Annotated in this window: 23 protein-coding genes; 13 read left to right on the top strand and 10 right to left on the bottom strand. The window is 71.0% G+C overall.

The window, feature by feature from the left end:
- The first annotated feature begins 54 nt into the window (after nucleotides 1-54).
- Both AC1DWR_RS16735 and AC1DWR_RS16740 read left to right on the top strand, forming a co-directional pair.
- Nucleotides 55-384, top strand: coding sequence for an ArsR/SmtB family transcription factor (locus tag AC1DWR_RS16735; RefSeq protein WP_477624842.1), 330 nt, complete (start codon nucleotides 55-57; stop codon nucleotides 382-384).
- Nucleotides 381-1,148 carry an SRPBCC domain-containing protein gene (locus tag AC1DWR_RS16740; RefSeq protein ID WP_477624843.1) on the top strand — a complete coding sequence of 256 codons (768 nt, stop codon included), beginning with the start codon at nucleotides 381-383 and terminating at the stop codon, nucleotides 1,146-1,148. The genes AC1DWR_RS16735 and AC1DWR_RS16740 overlap by 4 nt, the downstream gene beginning before the upstream one ends.
- Before the next feature lie 87 nt (nucleotides 1,149-1,235).
- On the opposite strand, the gene AC1DWR_RS16745 is transcribed toward AC1DWR_RS16740, so the two are convergent.
- The gene (locus tag AC1DWR_RS16745) at nucleotides 1,236-2,003 is read right to left on the bottom strand and encodes a hypothetical protein (protein ID WP_477624844.1); all 768 of its coding nucleotides are present in this window, start codon (nucleotides 2,001-2,003) and stop codon (nucleotides 1,236-1,238) included.
- A 156-nt stretch (nucleotides 2,004-2,159) separates the two neighbouring features.
- On the opposite strand from AC1DWR_RS16745, the gene paaI reads away from it, so the two are divergent.
- Nucleotides 2,160-2,594, top strand: a complete 435-nt coding sequence (paaI, locus tag AC1DWR_RS16750; protein ID WP_477624845.1) for a hydroxyphenylacetyl-CoA thioesterase PaaI — start codon at nucleotides 2,160-2,162, stop codon at nucleotides 2,592-2,594.
- Nucleotides 2,595-2,682: 88 nt separating this feature from the next.
- Nucleotides 2,683-3,699 (top strand): UDP-glucose 4-epimerase GalE, encoded by a 1,017-nt coding sequence (gene galE, locus AC1DWR_RS16755; protein WP_477624846.1) that lies wholly within the window; start codon nucleotides 2,683-2,685, stop codon nucleotides 3,697-3,699.
- On the opposite strand, the gene AC1DWR_RS16760 is transcribed toward galE, so the two are convergent.
- From AC1DWR_RS16760 to AC1DWR_RS16780, 5 genes are read right to left on the bottom strand one after another with little or no spacing between them, the layout of a single operon-like run.
- Nucleotides 3,687-4,088 (bottom strand): RidA family protein, encoded by a 402-nt coding sequence (locus tag AC1DWR_RS16760; RefSeq protein WP_477614346.1) that lies wholly within the window; start codon nucleotides 4,086-4,088, stop codon nucleotides 3,687-3,689. The two genes, galE and AC1DWR_RS16760, sit on opposite strands and share 13 nt — an antisense overlap.
- A gap of 25 nt (nucleotides 4,089-4,113) precedes the next feature.
- A complete protein-coding gene (locus AC1DWR_RS16765; protein ID WP_477624847.1) occupies nucleotides 4,114-4,878 on the bottom strand; it encodes an amino acid ABC transporter ATP-binding protein in 765 nt (254 codons plus the stop codon).
- Entirely contained in the window at nucleotides 4,875-5,795 is a 921-nt protein-coding gene (locus tag AC1DWR_RS16770) for an amino acid ABC transporter permease (RefSeq protein ID WP_477624848.1), read from the bottom strand. The genes AC1DWR_RS16765 and AC1DWR_RS16770 overlap by 4 nt, the downstream gene beginning before the upstream one ends.
- An 8-nt stretch (nucleotides 5,796-5,803) precedes the next feature.
- Nucleotides 5,804-6,772 carry an ABC transporter substrate-binding protein gene (locus tag AC1DWR_RS16775; protein ID WP_477624849.1) on the bottom strand — a complete coding sequence of 323 codons (969 nt, stop codon included), beginning with the start codon at nucleotides 6,770-6,772 and terminating at the stop codon, nucleotides 5,804-5,806.
- Entirely contained in the window at nucleotides 6,769-8,088 is a 1,320-nt protein-coding gene (locus AC1DWR_RS16780; RefSeq protein ID WP_477624850.1) for an alpha-hydroxy acid oxidase, read from the bottom strand. Before AC1DWR_RS16780 ends, AC1DWR_RS16775 begins: the two co-directional genes overlap by 4 nt.
- A gap of 114 nt (nucleotides 8,089-8,202) precedes the next feature.
- On the opposite strand from AC1DWR_RS16780, the gene AC1DWR_RS16785 reads away from it, so the two are divergent.
- The 5 genes from AC1DWR_RS16785 (at nucleotide 8,203) to AC1DWR_RS16805 (ending at nucleotide 13,318) form a co-directional block, all read left to right on the top strand.
- On the top strand, nucleotides 8,203-9,897 hold the full coding sequence (locus AC1DWR_RS16785) for a PucR family transcriptional regulator (protein ID WP_477624851.1): 1,695 nt from the start codon (nucleotides 8,203-8,205) through the stop codon (nucleotides 9,895-9,897).
- A 303-nt stretch (nucleotides 9,898-10,200) separates the two neighbouring features.
- Nucleotides 10,201-10,890, top strand: coding sequence for an RNA polymerase sigma factor (locus AC1DWR_RS16790; protein WP_477624852.1), 690 nt, complete (start codon nucleotides 10,201-10,203; stop codon nucleotides 10,888-10,890).
- Between the two features lie 68 nt (nucleotides 10,891-10,958).
- On the top strand, nucleotides 10,959-11,492 hold the full coding sequence (locus tag AC1DWR_RS16795; protein ID WP_477614339.1) for a low molecular weight protein-tyrosine-phosphatase: 534 nt from the start codon (nucleotides 10,959-10,961) through the stop codon (nucleotides 11,490-11,492).
- Nucleotides 11,493-11,516: 24 nt separating this feature from the next.
- A complete protein-coding gene (locus AC1DWR_RS16800) occupies nucleotides 11,517-11,915 on the top strand; it encodes a tetratricopeptide repeat protein (protein WP_477614338.1) in 399 nt (132 codons plus the stop codon).
- An 8-nt stretch (nucleotides 11,916-11,923) separates the two neighbouring features.
- Entirely contained in the window at nucleotides 11,924-13,318 is a 1,395-nt protein-coding gene (locus tag AC1DWR_RS16805) for an LLM class flavin-dependent oxidoreductase (protein WP_477614337.1), read from the top strand.
- A gap of 36 nt (nucleotides 13,319-13,354) precedes the next feature.
- Here AC1DWR_RS16805 and AC1DWR_RS16810 read toward each other — a convergent pair whose 3' ends face one another.
- Nucleotides 13,355-14,383, bottom strand: coding sequence for an aldo/keto reductase (locus tag AC1DWR_RS16810; protein WP_477614336.1), 1,029 nt, complete (start codon nucleotides 14,381-14,383; stop codon nucleotides 13,355-13,357).
- Between the two features lie 123 nt (nucleotides 14,384-14,506).
- On the opposite strand from AC1DWR_RS16810, the gene purB reads away from it, so the two are divergent.
- The 4 genes from purB (at nucleotide 14,507) to AC1DWR_RS16830 (ending at nucleotide 18,389) form a co-directional block, all read left to right on the top strand.
- Nucleotides 14,507-15,916 carry an adenylosuccinate lyase gene (gene purB, locus AC1DWR_RS16815; RefSeq protein WP_477614335.1) on the top strand — a complete coding sequence of 470 codons (1,410 nt, stop codon included), beginning with the start codon at nucleotides 14,507-14,509 and terminating at the stop codon, nucleotides 15,914-15,916.
- 93 nt (nucleotides 15,917-16,009) lie between these two features.
- Nucleotides 16,010-16,375 carry a YrdB family protein gene (locus AC1DWR_RS16820; protein ID WP_477614334.1) on the top strand — a complete coding sequence of 122 codons (366 nt, stop codon included), beginning with the start codon at nucleotides 16,010-16,012 and terminating at the stop codon, nucleotides 16,373-16,375.
- A gap of 10 nt (nucleotides 16,376-16,385) precedes the next feature.
- Nucleotides 16,386-16,787 (top strand): MmcQ/YjbR family DNA-binding protein, encoded by a 402-nt coding sequence (locus AC1DWR_RS16825; RefSeq protein ID WP_477614333.1) that lies wholly within the window; start codon nucleotides 16,386-16,388, stop codon nucleotides 16,785-16,787.
- A gap of 90 nt (nucleotides 16,788-16,877) precedes the next feature.
- Nucleotides 16,878-18,389: an HNH endonuclease signature motif containing protein gene (locus tag AC1DWR_RS16830; protein WP_477624853.1), complete on the top strand. Its 1,512-nt coding sequence runs from the start codon at nucleotides 16,878-16,880 to the stop codon at nucleotides 18,387-18,389.
- 19 nt (nucleotides 18,390-18,408) lie between these two features.
- Here AC1DWR_RS16830 and AC1DWR_RS16835 read toward each other — a convergent pair whose 3' ends face one another.
- From AC1DWR_RS16835 to AC1DWR_RS16845, 3 genes are all read right to left on the bottom strand, one after another.
- On the bottom strand, nucleotides 18,409-19,791 hold the full coding sequence (locus tag AC1DWR_RS16835; protein WP_477624854.1) for an adenylate/guanylate cyclase domain-containing protein: 1,383 nt from the start codon (nucleotides 19,789-19,791) through the stop codon (nucleotides 18,409-18,411).
- Nucleotides 19,788-21,533, bottom strand: a complete 1,746-nt coding sequence (locus tag AC1DWR_RS16840) for an NAD(P)/FAD-dependent oxidoreductase (protein WP_477624855.1) — start codon at nucleotides 21,531-21,533, stop codon at nucleotides 19,788-19,790. Before AC1DWR_RS16840 ends, AC1DWR_RS16835 begins: the two co-directional genes overlap by 4 nt.
- Nucleotides 21,534-21,648: 115 nt before the next feature.
- Entirely contained in the window at nucleotides 21,649-22,284 is a 636-nt protein-coding gene (locus tag AC1DWR_RS16845; RefSeq protein WP_477614329.1) for a VOC family protein, read from the bottom strand.
- Nucleotides 22,285-22,308 lie beyond the last annotated feature (24 nt).

Raw genomic sequence — 22,308 nt, forward strand, 5'->3', positions numbered from 1 at the left:
TCGTAAGGGGGTCTGGACATGGCCTTAACCGTCGCTCTAGAGTAACCGTTGCCCATGAGTAACCAATCAGCCCTCGCCCTCGACGCCCTCGGCGACCCCAGTCGGCGCCAGATCCTCGAGCTCCTCGCCGAGCGCCCCCGTGCCGTCGGCGAGATCGCCGCGGCCATGCCGATCGGCCGGCCGGCCGTGAGCAAGCACCTCAAGGTGCTCCAGGGCGCCGGCCTGGTGGACCACGAGAGCCGGGGCACGCGGAACCTCTACGCGCTCGCCCCCGACGGGCTCGTCGACCTCCAGCAGTGGCTGGTCGCGACCTGGGACACCGCGCTCACCTCGTTCGCCACGTATGTAGAGCAACACCGCGTCGATGAACAGGAGTCGTCATGAGTGAAGCCCCGACCCTCACACCCGTCCGTCGCGAGATCCGGGTGCGGTGCGATGTCGACACGGCCTTCGAGCTGTTCACCGCCCACCTCGGGGCCTGGTGGCCGCTCGGCACCCACAGCGTCTTCGGTGCGCAGGCCAGCGTCGCGTTCGAGGATGGTGTCGTCGTCGAACGCCACGGTGCGGAGAAGGCGGTCTGGGGCACGGTGCTGCGTTGGGAGCGACCGGGCGGTTTCGCGATGACCTGGCATCCAGGGCACGGGCCGGAGCGGGCGACCGAGGTCGCGGTGGCGTTCGAGCCCCACGGCGACGGCACCCTGGTCACGCTGACCCACACGGGGTGGGAGCGACTGGCCGAGCCGGAGGCGGCGCGGGCGGAGTACGACACCGGCTGGCCGCTGGTGCTCGCCCGGCTCGCGCAGCGGGTCGAGGCGGCGTCCGCGGGGACGGGCGCGCAGCCGGAGCCCTCCGGGGAGTGGTTCGCGCTGCACCACCGACCCGGGACCAACCTCCCCGAGGGCGCGTCGATCTTCGCCCACCCCGGCTTCTCCGAACACGTCGCCTTCCTGCACCGACTTCAGGAGCGCGGCTGGCTGGTCGCGGCCGGTCCCGTCGACGCCGCCCGGGGTGAGGGGATGGCGGTCGTGCGCGTCCCGCCCGGGGAGGCCGACGAGCTGGTCCGCCTCGCCCACGAGGACGACGGCTCGGTCACCCGTGGAGTGCTCACGGTCGACGTGCAGCCCTGGGACGTGCGCTTCACGGGGTGAGCAGAAAGGCTCCGCCCCGTGGACGCGAGGGTATGCCGCGGGCTCGCCCCCCGCGGCATACCTCGCGGGTCCGTCGACCCGCGCCTGCTAACTGGGCGCGTTGGTGAACTCCTGCCACCCCGAGCCGAGCGCTGTCAGCCACCCGACCCTCACCCGGGCGGGCGGCGCGGAGCCCGACAGGGCGTCTGCGCCGTTGTCGATGCGTTCCCTGAGAGCCGGCGGCGCGACGTCCCCGGGTGCCTGGTGGTCCTGGATGACCCAGTCCCCGGGGGTGCCTGCCCACTGTGCCTTCCGGGCAGCGGCGTAACAGGCGGTGAGGTGGTCGGCGACGTGTCGGGAGCAGGTGAGCAGCTCGACCGTGGCCGTGCGACCGGGCTGGCAGGCGACGACCCTGAACCCGCCCCACTCCGGATGGGTCGTCATGTCCAGCTGGGAGACGCGGTCCCGGGTGACCCGTTGGATGGAGGCGTCGGTCGCGGCCCGGCGGACGATGCCGAGGTAGTACTTCGCGGTGGGAGTGTCCTTGCCGTGGACCTGCTCGATCGTCAGCCGCCACTGCTCGTCGGTGACTCCCTTCACCTGGCCCAACACAGGGAGCAGCTGCTCGGCCGAGGCGATGGCCGCGACGGCGCCCGTGCAGGTCGCGGGGAACGCGACGGGGGTGAAGCCGTTCGCGGCGACTGCGGTGGCGCCTTCGCCTGGACGGACGCTGATGCGCGCAGCTCCGGATGGTGGCGTCAGCCGGGTCGCGGACTCAGACTCGGGACTGTCCGTGTCACGAGCGAGGGTGAACGCGGTGACGGCGACAGCTGCGATGGCCACGGCGGTGCCCGCCGCGAGGAGGCGCCGGTTCACTGGAGTTCCTTTCCGTGAGTCGACCACGCCGGGGGAAGGGCCCCGGGCATCTGTGGAAGAAGTCACTGCTGAGGGGACGGGGCGAGGGCGAAAGGGTGACGCGCCCGGCCGTTCCTTCTCTGCCAGACTCCGGACCATGGGCGAGGAGGCAGCACGGTGACCACGGACCTCACGCACGTCCTCCAGATGTGGGAGGACGACGAGGCTTCCCGGGCCCTCGGCATGGAGGCGACCGTCATCGAGCTCGACCACGCGGTGGTCCGCATGACGGTCACCGCCGAGATGGTCAACGGTCACGACATCGCGCACGGTGGCTACCTGTTCACGCTCGCCGACTCGACGTTCGCCCTGGCGTGCAACAGCCGCGGCGCGTTGACCGTGGCGGCAGGTGCGGACATCACGTTCGTCACCTCCGTCCGCCTGGGCGAGGTCCTCGTCGCGGAGGGCCGGGTGCGGACGGCCTACGGGCGCAGCGGGATCACCGATGTCACCGTGACGCGCGAGTCCGACGGTGCGGTCGTCGCCGAGTTCCGCGGACGCTCGCGCTCGCTGCGGTCCGCGCTCCCGCCCGGGGAAGGACGACAGGCCTAGGGCACCCGCCGGCATGCCGCCCACGTGATGGCCGCCCAGGTGGTGGCCGCGCGCGCTGGGAGGCCGCCCGGCGGCATACGGTAGGCGCATGCGCGTCCTCGTCACCGGCGGTGCCGGCTACATCGGGTCCCACACCGTCGTCCAGCTCGTGGCGGCAGGCCACGAGGTGGTCGTCGTCGACAACTTCTCCAACGCCAAGCCGACGGTGGTCGGGCGGCTGGAGTCGTTGACGGGGGCGCACCTGGAGGTGCACGCCTTCGACCTGACCGACCGGGACAAGATCGAGTCGCTGTTCGCCGCGCGGCAGTTCGACGCGGTGATCCACTTCGCCGGGCTCAAGGCGGTGGGCGAGAGCGTGGACGTACCGCTCGAGTACTACCAGAACAACCTCGACTCGACCTTCGCCCTGGTCCGCGCCATGCACCGGCACGGCTGCCACCGCCTGGTGTTCTCCTCCTCGGCCACCGTCTACGGCGACAACGCCCCGGTGCCGATGAAGGAGGAGTACCCGACCTCGGCGACCAACCCCTATGGCTGGACCAAGGTGATGATCGAGCAGGTGCTGCGCGACGTCGCCGCCACGGACGAGCGGTGGCGGATCGCGCTGCTGCGCTACTTCAACCCCGTCGGCGCCCACGTCTCCGGGACCATCGGCGAGGACCCGCAGGGCATCCCCAACAACCTGATGCCGTTCATCGCGCAGGTCGCGGTCGGCAAGCTGGAGAAGCTCAACGTCTTCGGCGGCGACTACGACACCCCGGACGGGACGGCCCTTCGTGACTACATCCACGTCGAGGACCTTGCCGCCGGTCACCTCGCGGCACTGACCAGGCTCGGCAGCACCGACGAGCGCGTCTCGACCTGGAACCTCGGCACCGGTCACGGGACGTCGGTCCTCGAGGTGCTGCACGCCTTCGAGAAGGCCTGCGGCCACGAGCTCCCCCACGAGATCGTCGAACGTCGGGCCGGCGACATCGCCGCCTCGTATGCCGACCCGTCCCGTGCCGAACGCGAGCTCGGCTGGAAGGCCACCCGCACCATCGAGGACATGTGCGCCGACCAGTGGCGCTGGCAGCGCGGCAACCCCTTGGGCTACCCCGACTGACCGGGAAGGGCCGCGACGACGTCGATCTCGACGAGGAAGTCGCCGAGGAACGAGCCGACGGTCGTGCGAGCCGGGTAGGGCGGCGTGACGAAGCGCTCGTAGGCAGCGTTGAAGCCGGGGAAGTCCCTGCCGGGGTGGTGCAGGTGGGCCGTCGCCTTGACCACGTTGTCGAAGTCCAGCCCATGGGCCGCGAGAACGGCGAGGACGTTGGTCAAGGCATGCGTGGTCTGCTCCTCGATCCCGTCGCCGACGACTGCTCCGCTCACGGCGTCGTGCGGGGTCTGGCCGGCGGTGAAGAGGAAACCGTTCGCGACGACGGCCTGCGAGTAGGGGCCAGCAGGGCCGGGGGCGGCTTCGGTGGTGACCTGGACGATCTGGGTGGTGGACATGCAAGGGCTCCGTTCGGGCGGGGGGCTAGAGGACCTTCGAGAGGAAGGCTCGGGTGCGGTCATGGCTGGGGGCACCCAGGACGACCTCGGGCGGCCCGCTCTCGACCACGACGCCCTGGTCCATGAACACGACCTGGTCGCCGACCTGTCGGGCGAAACCGAGCTCGTGGGTCACGACCACCATCGTCATCCCGGCCTCGGCCAACGACTTCATGACGTCGAGCACCTCGCCGACCAGCTCGGGATCGAGGGCGGACGTGGGCTCGTCGAAGAGCATCAGCTTCGGCCTCATCGCCAGCGCCCGGGCGATGGCGACCCGCTGCTGCTGACCACCGGAGAGCTGCTGCGGGTAGGCGCTGCCGCGATCGCCCAGTCCCACCCGCGCGAGCAGCTCGAGGGCCTCGGCGGCGACCTCGTCCCGCGGGCGTCGAAGGACGTTCACCGGGGCCGCCACGATGTTCTCCAGCGCGGTCAGGTGCGGGAACAGGTTGAAGCGCTGGAACACCATGCCGGCATCGAGGCGGGATCGTGCGGTCTGGCGCTCCTTCATCTCATGGAGGCGGCCGTTCCGCTCGGCGTAGCCCACCAGCTGCCCGTCCACGGAGAGCCGGCCGGCGTCGACCTTCTCGAGATGGTTGATGCAGCGCAGGAAGGTCGTCTTCCCCGAGCCGGAGGGGCCGATCAGGCAGGTCACGGATCCACGCTCGACAGTGAGGTCGATGCCCTTGAGGATCTGCGTGTCGCCGAAGGCCTTGCGGACCCTGACCGCTTCCACCATGGGGGTGCTCATCGTGCGAATCCCTTCCAGGCGCGGCGAGCCCGTGAGGACGAGGTGTCGAACCCTCGGCCGTAGCGCCGTTCGAGCCTGGTCTGGAAGAAGGTCAGGACGGTGGTCATGGCGAGGTACCACAGGCTGGCGACGATGAGCAGTGCGATCGTCTGGTAGTTCTCCGAGTAGATGATCTGGGCCTGGTAGAGCAGGTCGGCGATCGCGATGACGCTGACGAGCGAGGTGCTCTTGAGCATCGAGATGACCTGGTTGCCGGTGGGCGGCAGCACCACCCGCATGGCCTGCGGCAGGATGACGAGCCGCATCCGCTGCTGGCCGTTCATCCCCAGCGCCCGGCCGGCGTCGTACTGACCAGAGTCCACCGACTGGATCCCGCCGCGGATGATCTCGGCCATGTATGCCGCCTCGTTCAGCGAGAGGCCCACGACGGCGGCAACCAGCGGCGTGATCAGGGAGTTCGCGGAGGCGATCTCCCACGACGGGCCGGACGGGATGCCGATGGAGATGGTCGGGTAGAGGGCGGCGATGTTGTACCAGAAGACCAGCTGCACCAGCAGTGGCGTTCCCCGGAAGAACCAGATGTAGCCCCGGCTCACCGTGCTGACGATCGGGTTGGCCGAGAGGCGCATGATGGCCAGCCCCGTGCCGAGGACGATCCCCACGGCCTCGGCGACCACGGTGAGCACGACGGTGAGACCGGCACCCTCGAGGATCGGGCGCGCGAAGAGGTACGACAGCACGACGTCCCAGTGGTAACCGGGGTTCTCGGCGATGTCCCACCCCACTCCCACAGCCGACACCAGCAGGAGCAGGCCGATCGCGGTGCGCACCGGGTGCCGCAGGGGTACCACTGTCGGCACCTCCTGCGTCGGGCCAGACACGCTGTCGACAACGCCTCCGGCGACTTGTTCGCGCATGACTCCTCCTACTGCGCGAAGTTGACGCGGGCGTCGTGGAGGGCGGCGGACTCGAGCCCGTAGGTGCCCAGGGCCTGCTGGTACGCCGGGGTCGCGAACACGGAGCTCAGGGCTGCCGCCACGGCCTTGACGAGTCCGGAGGACTTCGGCATGCCCACGCCCACCGGCGCGAGCTCGAATGTGGACGCGACGGCGATCGCGGGGCTCTGCTTGGCGGCGTAGCTGAGGATCGGCGAGTCCGCGAGCACGGCCTCCTGCCGTCCGCTGGTGAGGGCCGAGACCGCCTGACGCGTGTCCTGGTACTGGGCCGTCCTGATCGCAGGCTTACCGGCTGCCGAGCAGGCCTTGTCGAGGGTCGGCACGTCGACCGTCAGCTGGTAGGAACCGGTGAGCACTCCGACTGCCTTGCCGCACAACGAGTTCTGGTCGAGCTTCAGGGGGTTGCCCTTCGGGACTGCCACCGAGGTGCCGATCTGCATGTAGTCGACGAAGTCGAGCACCTTCATCCGCTCAGCGGTGGGGGTCATCGACGAGACCGTCAGGTCGTACCGCCCTGCGGCGATCCCGGGGATGATCTGGTCGAAGTTCACGACCTTGATCTCCACCGTGACCCCGAGGGCCTGCCCGAGCAGGCGCGCCAGGTCCGGGTTGATCCCGGTCATCTCCTTGGTGCCGGCGCGGTAGAACTGGACCGGCGGCTCGTTGGTCGGGATCGCGACGCGGAGCGTCTTGCTCGCCTTGATGGAGGACGGCAGGAGCCCTGCGGCCGAGGCGTCGACTGCAAGGGTGGGGCCCGCGGTGGCGGGGTGTGCGTCCGCCGTGGCGGTGCCGCCCGGACCACAGGCGGTCAGCAGCAGCGCGCTCAGGGCGGCCGCGATCGAGCCGATGGAGCCGATCGAGCCGATGGAGCTCATCGAGCTCATCGAGCCGATCGACCTGCTGCGCAGGGCCGAGCCGGGCAGGGTCGACGTGTTCATGCGGTGCTCCTCTCGCCCGCGGAGCCGGTACGGACCCGTGGGGTGTCGACGAGTGGGCGGTCCACTCGCGCTGGGGTGGGGGTGACGACGTCGCCGCGGTGCCTGAGCAGCTCAGGACCTCTCGCGCGGAGCTCGTCGATCGTCGTGACGCCGAGCAGCGCCATGGTGCGAGTCATCTCCTCGCGGAAGAGGCGCAGGACGTGGGCCACCCCCGCCTCTCCGGCCACCGACAGGCCATAGAGGTATGGCCGGCCGATCGAGCAGGCGGTGGCACCCAGCGCGATCGCCTTGACCACGTCGGAGCCGCGCCGGATGCCTCCGTCGACGATGAGCTCGACCCGACCCGCGGTCGCCCGGACGATCTCCGGGAGGACGTCGAGGGGGGAAGCCATGTGGTCGAGCTGGCGCCCGCCGTGGTTGCTGACCTGGATCGCGTCGATGCCGAGGTCGGCGGCCCTGACGGCGTCGGCCGCGTTCACACACCCCTTGAGGACGATGGGACCGGCCCAGCGGTCCCTGAGCTCGGCGAGGTCGGTCCAGTCCGTGGGTTCGTAGCTGCCCGCGAGGAGGGTGCGCCACATGGCCGGTGAGCTGGCCAGTGGACCCTCGGGAATCGTGGCGTCGAGGTTAGGGAAGGCGATCGCGTCCTGTCTCAGGAAGCCCACGCTCCACGCGGGGTGCAGGGCACCCTCCACCAGCGTCCGCGGCTTGATCGACGGGGGTGCGGTGAAACCGTTGCGGTAGTCGCGTTCACGGTGCCCGATGGCCCGACAGTCGACATTGACGAGCAGGGCCTCGTAGCCGGACCGCGAAACCCGGTCCAGAACGGCCTGGAGGGCGACCTTGTCCCTCGTGGGCTCGAGGTTGAACCACCGCCGCAGGCCGGGGGTCCCCGCACTGACCGACTCCATGGTGGTGGTGCTGAGGTGTGCCAGGCCGTAGGGGATCCCCGCGTCACGGGCAGCGCGGGCGGCCCCGATCTCGCCGTCGGGGTGGAAGAGCCGCGTGCCGCCGGTCGGGGAGAGCGTGAGCGGCAGGGCGATCGGACCCCCCAGGAGCCGTGAGCCCAGGTCGAGGTCAGCCACCGAGCCCCAGCGGGGCACGAACGTCCAGTCGTCGAAGGAGGTGCGGTTGCGCCGCAGGGACACCTCGTCCTCGGCGCCACCCTCGAGGTAGTCGAAGACGCTGCGGGGCAGTCGACGGCCGGCAGCGCGCCCCATGTCCTCGACGCTGAAGTACTTGCGGGACAGGCGTTCCGACCGCGTGGTCGGGGGGCCCTGCACCGTGACCAGTGCCCTGATGTCGCTGAGTCTCACACTGCCTCCGTCCTCGCCGATCCGGGTTGGGTCCAGATCGTGTCCCAGACGAGCGACTCAGGTCATGGAGGAAAGAACAGAAGAACGGCGACGGGCTGGTGATAACGTCCAAGCGTGGACCGGGCCACTGAGCCGACACGTGCCGACGCACCCGATGCAGCCGCTGCAACAGGTGCGCCCGACGCGCAGGTCGTCCGCCTTGCCGACTTCATCGAGCTCACGCATGCCGAGCTCCTGCATGCCAATCCCACGACCGACACCCTCGAGCACCGGGTCTCCGACGTCCTCATGTACGACCCGCTGGACGACTGGACCAACAGCGACGACCGCATCATCCTCGCGGTGGGCATCGCGGTCGGCACGCCGGACTTCGACCAGCTGCTGCACCGGGCGGCCAACAGCAACGCAGCGGCCGTCGTCGTGAAGGCCCACGGCGCCTCGGTCGAGCAGCTCCGCGAGGCAGGTGTCCGCCACAGCCTCGCCGTGCTCGTCGCCCCCGACTCGGCCGACTGGTCGCGCCTGGCGACTGTCGCCAGGGCCTCGGTGACCGGGGCTGCCGCGGACTCGGTCTCCGGTGCCCGGCTCGGCGACCTCTATGCCTTCGCCAACACCATCGCGTCGATCACGGACGGTGCCGTCAGCATCGTGGACCCGCGTGGGCAGATCCTGGGCTACTCCACGCTTCCTGGTCAGGAGATCGACGAGCTGCGCAGGGCGACCACGCTGGCCCTCCAGGAGACCACCCCTCCGGCGTTCGACGACGACTACAAGGTGGTCTACGCCTCCCCCCGAGCGGTCCACATCCCGCTGCACGAGGGTGGTTCCGACCGGCTCGCCCTGGCGGTCCGAGCCGGTGGTGAGCTGCTGGGGTCCGTGTGGGTCATCGACCCGGGAGGGGACCAGCGGGCGGCAGCGCTCGACGCCCTCGACCGGATCGCTCCGCTGATCGGGCTGCACATGCTCCACGCGCGGTCGGCGGCCGACTTCGGCGAGCGACGCAACGGCGACCTCCTGAGGACCCTCATGGAGGATCCCGCGCACGCCGCCTTCGCAGCGGCCCAGCTGGGCCTGCGCCCGGGAGGCGGCCTTGCGGTCGCGGCGTTCTCGGTCGTGCGGCCCGAGCCGGCGCGGCTCGACCTGGCGCGGGAGACGCACCGGCTCCTCCACCTGGTCTCCACGGTGTGCGACGTCTACGTCACCCAGAGCACCACGGCGCTCATCGAGTCGACCGTGTATGCCGTCCTCACCGGATCCGGGGAGGGCGCCCGTGCCAGACACCGTCGCGTCGTGCAGGAGGTCGCGTCCCACGCCCACACCATCAGCTCGTTCCCCATGGTCGCGGCGGTGGGGAGCATCGCGACGTCGGTCGACGCCCTCCCGAAGTCCAGGAGGGAGGCGATGGACACGCTCGCGTACCTGTGGGACCGGACGTCGGCACCCGCAGGCGCTCCGGCGGTCGGGCCAGTGGCGCTCTTCGAGGACCACCGCATACCCCTCAACATCCTCAAGGTCCACGCGTTCATCACCGACAACGAGCTCGGCGAGGGCGACGCGGTCGAGACCATCAGCGCCCACGACCGCCGGCACCAGACGGACTACCTCCAGACCCTGCGCGCGTACTGCTCGACGAACGGCAACATCTCCGCCATGGCGGACGCCCTCCACGTGCACAAGAACACCGTCCGCTACCGCTTGACCCGACTCGTCGACGAGTTCCACGTGGACCTCGACGACCCCCACGTCCGGCTCTGGCTCTCCCTCCGCGTAGCCACCGCCGATCTGGCGGACGAGGTCGACAGCCCGGCCTGACCCTCCTCGACCACGCCGACGCCTCGACGTCGGCGCCCGGGGCGAAATGTCGCGGATATGCGGAAAGACCCCTGACTCCTTGGTCCAGGGACCAACCACCGCACGCCATTTCCGTACGAGCGCCCAAGGTGTGGCGTCGGCCGCGATGTCATCCTCGTCGTGCGCCGATCGACGGCAGCAGGCAACAGGTGGCTCGACCGCTGAGTGCTGTTGACCAGTCACTCCCGGCCCGGCTCAGCCAGGGTCCGCGAGCACCGCCCCACTTGACCGACCACCTGACGCAGCACCTGGAGCCATACCGCCATGCCCGCCTACGCACACCCCTGGGCCGATGCCCTCTCTCGGCACGATGCACCTTCTCGGCACGATGCGGCTGCTCACCCGTCGAGCCGGCCCCTGCCCTCCGACGCGCCGCTGCCCTCCGACGCGCCGCTGCTGGCCGCCGCCCGCAACGGTGACACCCGAGCCGTTGCCGAGCTGTACTCCCGTCACCACGCGGCCCTGATCCGGAKGGCGCGGCGCCGCGCCTTCCCCGACTACTCCGCCCAGGACCTGGTCTCCGAAGCCTTCGCCAAGATGCTCCACGCGCTGGCGACCGGGCACGGACCCGACGACAACGCGCTGGCCTACCTGGCCGTGACCGTCCGCAACCTGTCCGTCGCGCACATCCGGCGGCGCAGCCACCGCTACGCGCCGTCGGTCGCCGCGGACGAGACGCTGCTCGCAGTTCCCGACCCGCGTCCGGGAGTGGAGCACGATGTCCTCACCCGGGAGGGGCACGACGAGATGCGCGCCGCCCTCAACAGCCTGCCTCCCCGCTGGCGGGAGGTGCTGCTACTCACCCACGTCCAGGAGCTCAGCGTCGCCGAGGCCGCACACCGGCTCGGCACGACCCCCACGGGCTTGAGGGCCTTGTCCTACCGCGCCCGTCGAGCACTGCGTACCGCCTATGCGGCCCAGACGCAGAGCCAGCTGACCGCCGACGTGGGCTGACGCACGACAGGCGGGTCGCAACCGGACCAGGCCGAGGTCGTTGGACAGCAATGTCGTTGAATGGACGCATGGCAGAACAGCTGGCAGCCCAGCGTCCCTATCGGGTCACCGTCGTCTGCACCGGCAACATCTGCCGCTCCCCGATGGGCGAGTTCGTGCTGCGCGAGCGTTTCGAGCGGGCCGGCCTCGGGGACGCCGTCGTGGTCGACTCGGCGGGCACGCACTCGTGGGAGGTCGGCAGCCCGGCCGACCCGCGCACCCTGGCGGTGCTCGCCCGCAACGGCCACGACGACTTCGGGGGACGTGACCACGTTGCCCGACGGTTCGAGGCATCGTGGTTGCCGCACGTCGACCTCGTCCTGGCCGCAGACGCGGGGCACCTGCGTGAGCTGACCAGGCTCGCCCGCACCGAGGAGCAGCGAGCCAAGCTCAGGCTGTTCCGCTCGTTCGACCCGGATGCGGAGCGATCGGGGGCACTCGACATGGACGACCCCTGGTACGGCAACGACTCGGCGTTCGACCAGACGTACGCCGAGGTGGTCGCGGCCGCCGACGGCGTCGTGGAGCACGTCCGCCGCCAGCTCGTCGCCCGGAATAGTTGAATATCGAACTAGTGTTGTGCGGGCATGACCATGACCAGCAGGACCAGCACTCCCTTCATCCTCCGGCTCGAGTGGGCTCGCGGCCTGGTCGACGCCGGTGACTACGGCGCCGCGGCCATCGCGTTGAAGGAGCTGGTCGACGAGTCCGACGCGACCGAGACCGTGCACGGCACGGCCGAGCTCCGAACCCTGCTGGCTCGTGCCTACTTCGGCTCCGCCCAGCTGGGGCGTGCCGAGGCGGTGGTGCGGGGACTCGTCGAGGACGCCCCCGACGACGGCTACCTCCACCTCCTGCTCGGACGCACCCTGCAGCGTCAGTCGCAGCACGAACAGGCCTGGCGGCACCTCGCGCTGGCCCAGGTCCTGGGCGACTACGAGCGACCCGCCGCCTACGGTGAGTCCACCACCATGCCGACCAGCTGAGGGATGCCATGACCGACTACGGGCAGGACCTGCAGTTCGGGATCTTCCCGAGCCCTGACGCCACCGCTGCCGACCTGACCCTCGAGCTCAGCGAAGCCGCCGACGTCGGCGGCCTGGACCTCGTCACGATCCAGGACCACCCGTACCAGGCCAGGCACCTCGACGCCTGGACCCTGCTGACGGTCATCGCCGCGCGTACGACTTCGGTCCGCGTCGCCCTGAACGTCGCCAACCTGCCGTTGCGGCCACCGGTCGTGCTGGCCCGCAGCGTCGCGACCCTCGACCGGCTCAGCGGCGGACGCGTCGAGCTGGGCCTCGGCGCGGGTGCCTTCTGGGACGCCATCGTCGCCGCCGGCGGCACCCGCCTGTCCCCGGGTGAGTCGGTCGAGGCGCTGGCCGAGGCGGTCGCGGTGATCCGGGAGGTGTGGGCCGGGGCAGGGGCACCGTCCGTGCGGGTGGAGGGGGACCACCACCGCGTCGTGGGCCTGCATCCCGGCCCGGCTCCCGCGCACCCGGTCGAGATCTGGCTGGGTGCCCTCAAGCCGCGGATGCTCCGCCTCACCGGCACCGTGGCCGATGGCTGGCTCCCGAGCATGGGGTATGCCGCGCCGTCGGCTCTGCGGGGCATGAACCAGACCATCGACGACGCGGCCCGCAAGGCCGGTCGCGACCCGGCCGAGATCCGCCGGCTCTACAACATCGGCCCGCGGACCGGCGCCGAACAGCTGGCCGACCTCACGCTGGAGGAGGGGATGAGCACGTTCATCGCGCCGGTGTCCTCCCTCGCGGACGTCCAGCGCTTCGCGACCGAGGTGGCACCTGCCACGCGCCAGCTGGTCGAGGCCGAACGGGCACGGCGGGCCGCCGTGCCCGGCGCGGTGACCACCCGGCATACCCAGGGCGCTGCCACGGCAGCTGCCTCAGGGGCCGGCGCCCACCTCGTCGAGGTGCACGACGGCTTGCGGGCCGAGCTCAGCCGGTTGCGCGACATCGTCGAGCAGGTGGTGGCCGGCGAGGAGCAGGCGCACCGCGCACGCAACGCGATCAACGAGCTGACCATGCGGCAGAACAACTGGACGCTCGGGGCCTACTGCGCGCAGTACTGCCGTTTCGTCACGGGACACCACACCCTCGAGGACCGCTCGGTCTTTCCCCACCTGCGACGAAGCGACCCGGCCCTCGCCCCGGTGCTCGACCGCCTGGAGGCCGAGCACCTCGTCATCCACGACGTGCTCGAGCAGCTGGACGACGCCCTCGTCGGCCTGGTGTCGGGAGCCTCAGGGGGCTCTGCGACCGTCGAGCTGCAGCGCGTCGTCGACCGCCTGTCGACGACCCTGCTCGACCACCTGTCCTCCGAGGAGGAGGACCTGGTGCCTGCGCTGGACCGCTACGGGTTCGCCTGACCGGACAGCCCGCCGCGAGGAGCGGTCCGGGCGGCTTCAGCCGGCCAGGCCGCGGTGCCTCTGGTCCACGCCTGCGGCGCCGTACGGGTAGTCGTCCACCTGCGGGGCGCTGACCGTGGACAGCCGCTCGACGTGTTCGCGGCTCAGCTCGAGGTCGGCCGCCGCGAGGTTGTCGCCCAGCTGCTCGACCGTCCGGGCACCGAGGATCACCGAGGTGACGCCCGGCTGTGCCCCGACCCACGCGAGGGCGACCTGTGCGGAGCTCACGTCCAGCTCGGCCGCGACCTGACCGACCGCGTCGATGACGGCCCAGGTGCGCTCTTGGGCGTTGCGCGGTCCCCACGCCTCCATGCCCCGGGTCGGGTCGTCGCCGAGCCGGGACTCCCCGGTCGGGGTCGCGTCGCGCTGGTACTTGCCGGTCAACCACCCACCCGCGAGCGGCGACCACGGGAGCAGCCCCAAGCCTGCGTCAAGGCAGGCGGGGACGACCTCGTGCTCGATGTCGCGAACCAGCAGGTTGTACTGCGGCTGCAAGGTCACAGGGGCGGTCCACCCGTGCTCGCGGGCCGTGAAGACGGCCTTGGTGACCTGCCAGCCGAGGTAGTTCGAGAACCCGTAGTAGGAGATCTTGCCGGCGCCGACCGCGTCGTCGAGGAACCGCAGGGTCTCCTCCACCGGGGTCAGCGCGTCCCAGGCGTGCATCTGGTAGAGGTCGACGTGCTCGACGCCGAGCCGGCGCAACGAGTCGTCGAGGGCGCGCCGCAGGTGGCGGCGCGATAGCCCGAGGTCGTTGGGGGCGTCGCCCATGCCGAAGCGGCCCTTGGTGGCGATCACCACGTTCTTCGCATCCTCGGGGTGGGCCTTGAGCCAGCGGCCGATGATCGCCTCGGACTCACCGTCCTCGGCGTAGACGTCGGCCGTGTCCACGAAGTTGCCACCCGCCTCGACGAACGCCTCGAGGATCGCGCCGGACGTCGCCTCGGAGGCCTCGGCGCCGAAGGTCATGGTGCCCAGGCACTGGGTGGAGACGACGGTGCCGCTGCGGCCGAGAGTGGTGTATCGCATGGTGTTCACCGTATGCCGCCGCTCCCCGGACCGCGCGCCGCGGCAAGACACGTGGCCGGCGACAGCCACCGACCGCGCCGGACCGCGTCCACAGCGCTCTCGCCACTCTGGGAGACTGTCGCCATGGCTTCGCTTGCTGACGCGACCCCTCCCATCGCGCTGGGCGCCCTCGACGGCCGCTACCGCGGTGTGGTGGCTGCTCTCGTCGACCACCTCTCCGAACCGGCGCTCAACCGGGAGCGGGTGCGGGTCGAGGTGGAGTGGCTGATCTTCCTCACCACGCACCAGGTCCTCCCCGGCGTCCGGGCCCTGACCGACTCGGAACAGCAGCGGCTGCGCCAGGTCGTCGAGGACTTCGGTGCCGACGAGATCGCCGAGCTGGCACAGATCGAGAGCGACACCCAGCACGACGTCAAGGCCGTCGAGTACTTCCTCAAGCGTCGCCTCACCGCGATCGCCCCGGGTGACGAGGACCGCGGCCTCGCCGAGCTGATCCACTTCTGCTGCACGAGCGAGGACATCAACAACCTGTCCTACGCGCTCATGGTCAAGGGGGCCGTGACCGAGGTCTGGCTGCCGCGCGCCACCCAGCTCGTCGAGTCGGTGGCGACGATGGCGTCCGACCTGCGCGACGTGCCCCTCCTCGCGCACACCCACGGCCAGCCCGCCACGCCGACCACCATGGGCAAGGAGCTGGCGGTGCTGGCCCACCGGCTCGGCCGCCAGCTGCGACGCATCGGTGCAGCGGAGTTCCTCGGCAAGCTCAACGGCGCGACCGGCACCTACGGCGCGCACCTCGCCGCCGTCCCTGATGCCGACTGGCCGACCCTGAGCCGTGAGTTCGTCGAGTCCCTGGGTCTGCAGTGGAACCCGCTCACGACCCAGATCGAGTCGCACGACTGGCAGGCCGAGCTCTACGCCGACATCGCGCGCTTCAACCGGATCCTGCACAACCTGTGCACCGACGTCTGGACCTACATCTCGCTCGGCTACTTCGCCCAGGTCCGCGGCCAGGGCAGCGTCGGGTCGAGCACGATGCCGCACAAGGTCAACCCGATCCGCTTCGAGAACGCCGAGGCCAACCTCGAGGTCAGCAACGCACTCCTCGACGTGCTCTCCTCGACCCTCGTCAACAGCCGGCTCCAGCGCGACCTCACCGACTCCTCGATGCAGCGCAACATCGGAGTCGCCTTCGGCCACTCCCTGCTCGCCATCGACAACGCCGCGCGGGGACTGGCCGGGCTCGACGCCGTACCCGCCGCGATGGCCGCCGACCTCGACGCCAACTGGGAGGTCCTCGGCGAGCCGATCCAGTCGGCGATGCGGGCGCTGGGCGCCCAGGGAGTCGCGGGCATGGAGAACCCCTACGAACGCCTCAAGGAGCTCACCCGTGGCCGCCGCATCACCGGCGACGACCTGCGGGAGTTCGTCGCCGGCCTGGGGCTTCCCGAGGACGTCGCGAAGCGCCTCGCCGAGCTGACCCCCCAGAGCTACATCGGCGCGGCTCCCGCGCTGGTCGACTACCTCGACTGAACCACCTCGACCGACCCGTATGCCGCGGGGTCACCGCTGGGTGAGCGCGCGGCATACCCCATCGCCTGCAAGGGCGGACCACGCGGAGGTGACGTGAAGGCTCTCGGTTGGCTCGTGCTGGCACTGGTGTTCGTCGACGAGCTGCTCGCTGCCGCGGCGGCTGCCGTCTGGGGCAGCCACGTCGGCGGGGTGCTGCTGGCGACCGCGATGCCCCTCGTCGTGGTCGCGGTGTGGTGGACGTTCGCGTCACCCAAGGCGCCTCGGGGTGGCCCCGTCGTGCGGCCGGTGACCAAGGTGCTCGTGTTCGGGCTGGCTGGTGCCGGGCTGTGGGCCTCCGGCCACCCCGGCTGGGCGGTGGGGTTCCTGGTCTTCTCGGTCCTGGTGAACGGGCTCGCCCTCCTGCCGTCGATCCAGGCGCTGGTCTCCGAGGCCGACGCGCGGGGCGGACAGTCGGCGTAGCGTCGCCGTCATGGCCGCACGCAAGGCGAAGCTGTCGGACCTCGCTGAGATCGCCCTGTCCCTGCCCGAGGCGGAGGAGGGGAAGTCGTGGGGCAACCCGGCCTACGTGGTGCGGAAGAAGTCGTTCCTGCACTTCCGCGAGCCGCGCCCGGATGCCGTCGACCCCGAGACCGGTGAGCGGATGCAGGACGTGATCATGTTCGTCGTCGCCGACCAGAGCGACAAGGAGGCGCTGGTCGAGGGCGACGGGCCGTGGTTCACGACGCCGCACTTCGACGGCTACAACGCAGTGCTGCTGCGCCAGCGCGACCTCGGCCGACTGACCCGCGCCGAGCTCGCCGAGGTCATCACGGATGCGTGGGCGGCGAAGGCGCCGAAGAAGCTGGTCGAGTCCTACTTCGGTGAGGCCTGACGTTCCGCTCTCGGCGAAATCCGTTGTGCGGCAATGGTTTTCCCTGTGGATCGCTGGACCCAGCCGTTCGAACAGGTGTACGATTGAGGTATGTCAGTCAGCCCCTTGGCCGCCCAGCGCGATGAGGTCCAGCGCGATCTCTGGGCGCGCACGGCCGAGGTCGCGGGGCGACTCAACCGAGCGCAGGGCGAGCTCGTCGACCTGGCCGCGGAGGTCGTCGACGGCAACCACTGGGGTGACGGCGGGTTCCGCTCGCCGGAGCACTACTTCGTCGTGCGTGCCGGTCTGTCGCCCTCGCACGCGCGTGACGTCGTGGCAGTCGCGAAGCGCCGGCACGAGCTGACCGCGGCCTCGGAGGCTCTACGCGAGGGGCGCCTGTCGCTCGACCAGACCGCCGTCGTGGCCCACCACGCGCCGGCGAGCCACCAGCAGTCCGCCGCCGACTTCGCCCAGCACGCCACCGTGCCCCAGCTGCGTCGCGCCCTGAGCCGGCACGCGTTCGCCCCCGCGCCGGTGGCCGAGACCGAGGGGCCCGGTGACGACACCCCGACCGACTCACCCGGACTCGGCCCAGCTGCCGGGCTGCCCGGGCAGGAGGACTCGGAGCGGCGGGCCTGCGCTCGCCCTGACCTGTCGATGCACTACGACGTGGACGGCCGGTTCCAGCTGCGCTACAGCGCACCGGCGCCGATCGGCGCGCTCGTCGAGCAGGCCCTCAAGGAGGCCAAGGACGCGCTGTTCATGGCTGCGTCCAGTGCCAGCGAGGGCGAGGCCACAGGTGCCGACCAGACCGAGTCTCGCGGCATCGCGGCGACAGACCGACCGACCTACGCGGACGCGCTCGAGGAGCTGGCTCAGCGATCGCTCTCGTCCGTGAACTCGACGGGTCGGGCCAGCCACTACCGGGTCTACCTGCACCTCTCGACCGATGGCGCCTGGCTCAATGGTGGCGGAGCCATCCCGCAGCGACTGCTAGGGCGGTTCGTCTCTGACGGCGTCGTGCAGCCTGTATGGGAGACCGAGGGCCGACCCGTCAGCGTGGGACGCGCGATGCGGATCCTGCCGGAGCGGTCTCGTCGACTCATCGAGGACCGCGACCGGGGATGCCGGTTCCCCGGCTGCACGGCCACTCGGTTCGTCGAGGTCCACCACCTCCACGAGTGGGCCGACGGCGGCTCGACCGACGTCGACAACCAGGTCAGCCTCTGCCCGTTCCACCACGACGCGATCGGCCGGGGCGACTTCAGCATCGCGGGTGACCCGACCAGGCTCGACGGCCTGGAGGTCACCAACCGCCACGGCCTGCACGTGCGACCGCCCACCGCCGCCGAGCTCGCGCCACCACTCGGCGGCGACCCGCCGTCGAGGTGGCAGACCGGGCGCGGCGAACCTCCGGCATACCAACCACCCACTGGCGAACGCGCTCGATGGTCCGACATCGAGATCCTCCCCGACGCTGCGACGCGATGGAGACGGGAGCTTCACCTCGTCAACCCGCGTGACGACATCAACCATGGCGATGACGCCGACGACCCTCCCTTGACGTCAACTGGTGCGGACGACCAGCGGGTCCCCAGCAGCTACGGCACCTGGGACGGCTAGCCAGCGAGGACACTGCGCCCTAGAGCGAGAGCAGCACGAAGGCTTCGATGGCCTCGGCTTTGCCCTTGAGCTCCAGGGACCCGAGCGGCTCGGTCCGAGCACCCGGCAGCAGGTCACGGGTCGCGGCGCTGACGGCGACGCCTCCGACCGGTGCTTTGCCCTCGAGTCGGGAGGCGGTGTTGACCGCGTCGCCGATGACCGTGTGGGTCCGCCCGCCGCCGGCGCCCAACAGGCTGACCGAGACCTCTCCGGTGTTGACCGCTGCGCGGAAGCGGGGCCAGCCCGGGTGCTCGGCCGCCACCCGGGCGGTGGCTTCCTGCATGTCCAGTGCTGCGGCCGCCGCACGGCGGGCGTGGTCGGGCTGGTCGCCGCGGCGGTTGAAGGTGGCCATGATCGCGTCGCCGATGATCCGGTCGATGTCGCCGCCGTGGGCCCTGACGACCGGCGGGATGGCCACCTCGAAGTAGGTGTTCAGCATCGCCGTGACCTCTTGCGGCTCGTGTGTCTCGGAGAACGTCGTGAACCCCTGGAGGTCGGCGAACAGGATGCTCATGACCCGTCTCCCCGAGGTGGTCTGGTCGAGGTAGAGGCCGGCGAACCGCTCTTCGTGCCACTGCCGCTGCGCCCCCCACGCGACGAGGGCGAAGGCGCCCAGCATCAGCACGTGCCACTCCCACCAGCTGAGCCGCCAGTTGGGCGCGAACACCAGCGCCACCATCGCCTCGGCGAGCAGCACGACCGCCGCCGCCACCGCCAGCGGCATCGTCCCCCGTCGCCGACGCCACAGTGCCAGGTAGTGCAGCGCGGTCCAGGCGTACAGGCCGATCGAGACCACGGCGAGGGCGACGAGCGGACCCGACGCGCGCTCCGGAGCGGTGTGGGCGTCGAGCGGCGGCAGACTGGCCAGCGACGCGACGGCCCACAGCACCATGATGCCGACCAACGCCACGCGCAGGAGGGTGACCCGCACGATCACCCGGACCCCTGGCGGTCCGTCGAGAGGTGCCGTGGACCAGGCGGCGAACACCGAGGCGATGCCGAGGCCGACGGGCGTGGCCACCATGAACCCGGCGTTGGGGTGCGCCACCAGGACCCCGGGTGTGGCGAGCGCGTGCAGCCCGAGGAAGCCTGCGGCAGCGAGGAAGCTCAGGGACACGAGCAGGACCCGCGCGTCGCCGCGACGCGTGGCGGCGACGCCGGTGCCGTAGGCGACGATGGCGCTGAGCACGCCCGCCCCGAGCACGAGCCAGAAGTGTGACGGGTGGTGTTCCCAGGTCAGGTCGAGCGAGGGACGGCGCCGCAGCAGCACCAACCCACCGAGCGGTGCGCACGCTGCCAGCACCCCCAGCAGGACCGTCGTCCCCGGGGTGGGCGGGCGATCCCGGCCCGGCGTCGCCGTCACGGTCCGGCAGCGGGAGGGGCTGCGCCAGCTGCGCCACCGGCGGCAGCGTCGGCGCCGCGCACCTGGGCGAGGTACTGGTGCAGCTGGGACACGACGACCGAGCCCTCGCCGACCGCCGACGCCACCCGCTTGACCGAGCCGTCGCGGACGTCACCCACGGCGAAGAAGCCCGGCAGAGTCGTCTCGTACGGCATGGGCGGGCGTTCCAGCGGCCACCCCACGGACCCCATCGCGTCGGTGCCGCACACCACGAACCCCTTGTTGCGGTGCACGCGCTCCGGCAGCCAGTCCGTGCGGGGCTCCGCGCCGATCATCACGAAGAGCCCGTCGGCCTCGAGGCGCTGCTCATCGCCGGTCGAGCGGTCGCGGACGACGACGTGGTCGAGCCAGCCATCGCCCCCGCCGCCGGACACCTCGCTCCCGGTGTGGACGGTGATCGTCGGGTTCTGCTCGATCTCCCCCACGAGGTACTGCGACATCCCCTCGCCCAGGGAGCCGGACCACACGACGAGGCCCACGTGCGCGGCATACCTGGCGAGGTGGAGCACCGCCTGCCCGGCCGAGTTGCCCCCTCCCAGGACCACCACGCGCAGTCCGGTGAGCCCTTGGGCCTCGGAGACGCTGGCGCCGTAGTAGACCCCCGCCCCGCTGAGCGCCTCGAGCGGCTCGATGCCCAGCCTGCGGTAGGACACCCCACTGGCCAGGACCACCGTGCTGGCGTGCACGGCACCGACTCCGCTGATCTCGACGTCGAACCCCCCGGGCGACTCGCGTACCTGGACCACCTCGCGCGTCAGCAGGAAGTGGGCGCCGAACACCCAGGCCTGCTGGTAGCCGCGCTGGGCCAGCTCGGCCCCGCTGAGCCCTCGCGAGAAGCCGAGGTAGTTGCGGATGAGCGAGCTCGAGCCGGCCTGACCGCCCAGCGAGTCGCGCTCGACGACCAGCACCCTGAGCCCCTCGGATGACGCGTAGACCGAGGCGGCCAGGCCTGCCGGGCCGGCGCCGACCACGACGACGTCGAAGTCGCGGTTCTCGCCGTCCAGCGTGGTGCGGATCCCCCAGGCCTCGCACAGCTCGGCGTCGGTCGGGTCGAGCAGCACTGCACCACCGATCGCCGGCATCCACACGACCACGGGTCCGGTGAGGTCCTCCGGATCGCGGACCCCGACCTGGCGCAGCGCCGTGATCGCGCCCGGTGAGCCCCGCTCGAGGTAGGTGTGGGGGATGCCGTTGCGGGTGAGCAGGCTGCGTATGCCGTGCCCCCGGGGGGCGCGCCGTTCGGCGACGACGACGACCTCGCGGTCCGGGGAGATCACTGTGCGGGACCACTCGTGGACGAACTCGCCGATGGTGCGGCTGAAGAGCTCGTCGTGGTCGGACCAGGGCTTGAGCACGTAGTAGTTGATGTCCCCGACCGCCATCGCCCGCAGGATCGCGTCCGCCGTCGGGCGGTCCGACCAGGCGCCCCAGCGCACGAGCAGGGCGCGGCGTGCATCGGGGTGCATGGTCCGGACCCGCCCGAGGAGCTCGGCGCCGGACGTCCCGCCGAGCCACTGGTCCGCGAGGACGGCGACCACGGGTTCACCTCGGTCGCGCGCTGCCTCCAGCTGGACCAAGGCCTCCGCCGAGCCCAGCTCGCCACGCACGCGGTACTCGGCCCCGAACCGTCGTTGCAGGTGAGACTCGATCCGGGACAGCGACTCGGGGTCCGCATCGACGGCAAGCAGGAGGGGACGTGCCATGGCAACTTCCAGCGGTCGGGGCCAGACGTCCCTCCACGCTAGGCGCGCCCCCGCTCCCCGGACTCGTGTCGATGACGTAGAAGCCATCGACGAGTGCGGTCAGACGGTGGTGCGGTCAGACGGTGACCTTGCCGCTCGGGGTGTCGAACGTGACTGCCAGCAGGCCCGGGGTGCCGTGCGGCGCGACGAACGTGAAGTCGATGACCGACGAGGTCTGGTCCACGGGGAGGTCGAGCCACTCCCGGACCCGGGCGGGGTCGCCGGCGATCTGCAGTCCGTCGATGGTGACGTGCGTGTGCGCTGCCGTGGAGGGGTGCAGGGACGGGTCGTCCCACTGGATGAAGAAGGGCAGCTGCGGATCGGAGATCAGGCCCTTGACGCCGAGCTGGCGCCAGCGGAGCTCGACCCCGTCGGGGCGGTGCCGGTTTCCGACCACGGCCTCGCGGCCGATGCGCGCCTCATAGGGTGCGAGGTCGTCCACCGCGACGACCCACCCGAGCCAGCCCCCGCCGGCTTCGGAACGGGCGCGGACGGCCTGCCCGAAGGGCGCCTTGTCCGATGCCGGGTGGTCCAGGACTTCGACGATCTCGACGTAACGCTCATGCGCCAGCGGGAGGATCACGTTGCGCGTACCGAACCGCGGGTGGATTCCCCCATCGACCGGGTCGACCCCGATCAGCTTGGCGAGGCGTTCCGCGGTCGCCTGCAGTCCGTCGTGCTCTGCTGCATACGAAACGTGGTCAACTCGCATACCCGACATCGTGACATACGTCAG

This window comes from Pedococcus sp. P2_E2, from assembly GCF_056403955.1.